The organism is Streptomyces odonnellii (assembly GCF_000981895.1).
Taxonomy (GTDB): domain Bacteria; phylum Actinomycetota; class Actinomycetes; order Streptomycetales; family Streptomycetaceae; genus Streptomyces; species Streptomyces odonnellii.
This window is the reverse complement of the sequence record NZ_LATD01000136.1, coordinates 1-3,551: the sequence shown is the minus strand read 5'-3', so window position 1 is coordinate 3,551 and position 3,551 is coordinate 1. Positions and strand designations below refer to the sequence as shown.

3 protein-coding genes are annotated in these 3,551 nt (G+C 67.1%); all 3 read left to right on the top strand.

Going from position 1 to position 3,551, the window contains the following annotated elements:
• Positions 1-273: 273 nt before the first annotated feature.
• The 3 genes from WH07_RS14415 to WH07_RS14405 all read left to right on the top strand — a co-directional run bounded on the left by WH07_RS14415 (position 274) and on the right by WH07_RS14405 (position 3,238).
• The gene (locus tag WH07_RS14415) at positions 274-1,200 is read left to right on the top strand and encodes an MBL fold metallo-hydrolase (protein ID WP_063775767.1); all 927 of its coding nucleotides are present in this window, start codon (positions 274-276) and stop codon (positions 1,198-1,200) included.
• 42 nt (positions 1,201-1,242) lie between these two features.
• Positions 1,243-2,022 carry an SDR family NAD(P)-dependent oxidoreductase gene (locus WH07_RS36220; RefSeq protein ID WP_052744381.1) on the top strand — a complete coding sequence of 260 codons (780 nt, stop codon included), beginning with the start codon at positions 1,243-1,245 and terminating at the stop codon, positions 2,020-2,022.
• 211 nt (positions 2,023-2,233) lie between these two features.
• Positions 2,234-3,238: an MDR family NADP-dependent oxidoreductase gene (locus WH07_RS14405; protein WP_046500261.1), complete on the top strand. Its 1,005-nt coding sequence runs from the start codon at positions 2,234-2,236 to the stop codon at positions 3,236-3,238.
• Positions 3,239-3,551 lie beyond the last annotated feature (313 nt).

Here is a 3,551-nt window from a genome sequence, read left to right as displayed (position 1 = left end):
CCCCCCCCCCGCACGGCGCGGCGCGGTCCCTCGCACGCGCCGCGGTGAATGGACCGACGCGCCGAGGGACGCTGAACCTCGTTCAGCACAGTTCCGTGAACTGATCCTTCAACTCGGCGCGGCGGTCGCGCGTGCGAGCGCCGCGCAGCGGTTTCCGTCGCCCGGAGAATCGCGGTGCGTTTCCGGGGCCTGTCAGGCATTCGAGAAACCATTGCTGAACAGCCTCACCTTTAAATCCCGTGGGCGACGGCACCAGAACTCAGGAGCTCTCAAATGACGGAATTCCCCCTGGGGGCGAGACCCTCATACCGGATCGGGCGGGTACAGGCCCGCCGAATAGTGGAATGGAACGGTCAGCTTTTCAGGCGTGCCGATGCTTACGGGCAGCTCGAACTGAATGCCTGGGAGGCCGAGCGGGACTGGCTCGACCCACGATTTTGGAATCCCAAGTCCGATGGCGTCACATTGACGATCCAGTCGTTCCTGCTGGAGACGCCTTCCCAGGTGATTCTCGTTGACACCGGCATCGGCAACGGCAAATCCCGCCCGGCCGCTCCGCCGTTCAGCAACCTGGAAACTCCGTTTCTCGACCAGCTGCGCGCCACGGGTATCACTCCCGATGACGTCGACATCGTCGTGCTCACCCATCTGCATTCCGACCACGTCGGCTGGAACACCACCTGGGTTGGCGACGCCTGGGTTCCGACCTTCCGCCATGCCCGTTATCTGATTCCTCGGGCCGACTACGATTTCTTCAATCCCGCCGCATCCGACACCGAGCACGTCGACGCGGACATGGGGCTGGTCTTTACCGACAGCATCGACCCGATCCTGAACGCCGGTCAGGGCGAGTTCTGGGACGACGCCTTGAATCTCGCCACGGGAATCGACCTGCACCGCGTCCCCGGGCACACTCCGGGCTCGGGAGTGCTCACCGTGCGGTCCGACGACCACAGCGCCCAGTTCGTCGGCGACCTGCTCTCCACTCCGATGATGGTCAACCACCCCGATCTGTGCGCCCACTACGGCGAGCACTACGTCGATGTCAATCCCGGTCAGATCCGTGCCGCCCGCCGCGACCTGCTCACCCGGGCGGCCCGACGAGGCACCCGTCTGGTGCCCGCCCACTTCAACATCGACGCCGGCGGTTACATCACCCACGAACCGAACGGATTCCATTTCGTCGATACCGACGCCTGAACGGTCACGCACCGTCCCGGGCTTCCGGAGAGGAAGAACACCATGGACACCGATATGGACTTCACCGGTAGGACGGTCCTGGTCACCGGATCCGGCCGTAACATCGGCCGCGCCATCATCCTTGAATTCGCCGCTCGCGGCGCGAACGTCATCATCAATGCCCGCGACACGGAGAGCGACCGCGTCGAGGCCGAAGCGGTCAAGGCCGAAGCGGAAGAACTCGGAGCCGACGGGCTCGTGGTCCTGGGGGATGCCGCTGAACCCGACACCATCGCCCGGCTCAAAACCGAGTCGGAAAAGATGTTCGGGCATGTCGACATCTACGTCAGCAACGCCAACGGCCGCATGTATCGCGACTCGTTCTTCGACACCACCGACGAGGACTGGCACCACTACCTCAACCAGCAGCTCACCGCCTCCTGGTACCTGGCGAAAGCCTTTGTGCCCGGTATGAGGGACGCCGAGTGGGGGCGCATCATCCACATGAACGGCCCCAACGCCTGGACCGGTTCCTGGGCAGCGATCCCCATGGCCGTCGGCAAGGGCGGCCTGCACACGCTGACGAAGTCCCTCGCCTCCGGCCTCGGCCGGTACGGAATCACCGTCAACGACATCAATCCTGGGTACGTCGAGGTCGCCCGTGACTCCAACCTCGACGACTCCATCGGCTCGCGCGCCGCATTCGCCAACGCGATGGCCATCCGGCGCCCCATCCGGCCCGAAGAGATCGCCTGGACCTGTGCCTGCATCTGTTCCGAGCGCGCCGGCGCACTCACCGGCACCGTCATCAACGTCGACGGCGGCACGAGCGCCGTCCACTGAGAGCCGTCCTGGACTGACGATTGTCGTTCTCCTGGTAGGGAGCGTCACCAGTCGCGGGATCGACATGTCGGACGGAATACGGCCCCGTCCTGTCCGGATGGAGCCGCGATGAGCCACACCACCTCCACCTCCACCTCCACCTCACCAGCGGAAGTAATCGCACACAGGGAGATACACAGTGAACGGCCTCGGACGGCAGTTGCGGATCGTGATGTCGGAGCGGCCCTCCGGGCCCTTGGAGCCGCGCCACTTCAGGGCGGAAAGAGTACCTGTCCCGCCCCGGGGTGCCGATGAGGTACTCATCCGTGCCGGCTATGTCTCCGTGGCCCCGCACGCGCGGGCCGTCATGCAGGGTCCGACCTACCGTCCCCAGTTGGCAGTGGGCGAGGTGATCCCCAGCTCCGTGGTCGGCGAGGTGGTGGAGGCTCCGGAGGGCGGTCCCACGCCGGGGACCGTTGTGGCCGCCGCGAACGCCGGGTGGCAGGAGTACTCGCTCGTCCCGCTCTCAGCGGTTCGGCCGCTGCCCAGGATCGGGCCTCTCTCGCATCACCTCGGGCTGCTCGGCCTGAATGGGCTGACAGGCTACTTCGGTATGCGGTCCGTTGCCGAAGTGCGGCCCGGCCAGACGGTCCTGGTCTCGGGAGCGGCGGGCGGAGTCGGCCATCTCGCCGGCCAGATAGCCCGCGTGGACGGTGCCCGCGTCATCGGCATCACCAGTTCGGACGCGAAGAGCGCCGTGCTCGTGGACCAGCTGGGGTTCGCGGCGGCGGTGAACCGGACTTCCGGCACATTCGTCGAAGAACTGCGGGCGGCGTGTCCGGAGGGTGTCGACGTCTACTTCGACAACGTCGGCGGGACGGTGTCGGACGCTGTGCTGCCTCTCCTCACACACCGGGCGCGGGTCGTACTGGTCGGGGTGACGTCTCACTACGATGCGGACCAGCCGGCGCCCCCCTCCGCCGCTCTCCCTGTGCAGGCCATCGCGAAGAGCCTGCGCCTGGAGGGTTTCCTGGTACGCGACTTCGCCGAGCGCTGGGGCACGGCACTGGAGGATCTGCGGGCCATGGCGTCCCACGGGCAGGTCAAAGTGCTGGAAGACATCCGTGACGGGCTCGAAGCCGCTCCGTCGGCCCTCGTCGGAATGATGTCGGGAGGTAACCTCGGGCAGCTCGCCGTCCAGCTCCGTCCTGACCCCGCGGATTGGCCCACTGGCTGATACGGCCCACAGAGACAGGCAGGCGGGCGGGCCAGGTCGCCGGTGCCGTGGTCGGACAGGCGATCCGCGTGAGCGGGTGCTCGTGGACATCCTCGCCGCTTCCACCGGCGCGGCGGGGGCCCCGCCCATGGGCCCGTCCGCGCCGCCCCTTCGAAATACGCCCCGCGTGCCGGAACCCAGTCGCCGTCCTCCCCGACCGTTTCCCCGTGACCGCACCCGCTCACCGGCCTGGCGCGGGTGAGCGGGTGCGGTCACGGGGTGGTGGTGTCAGGGGGTGGTGGTGGAGACGACGAACACCCGGGGGAAGGCCGGT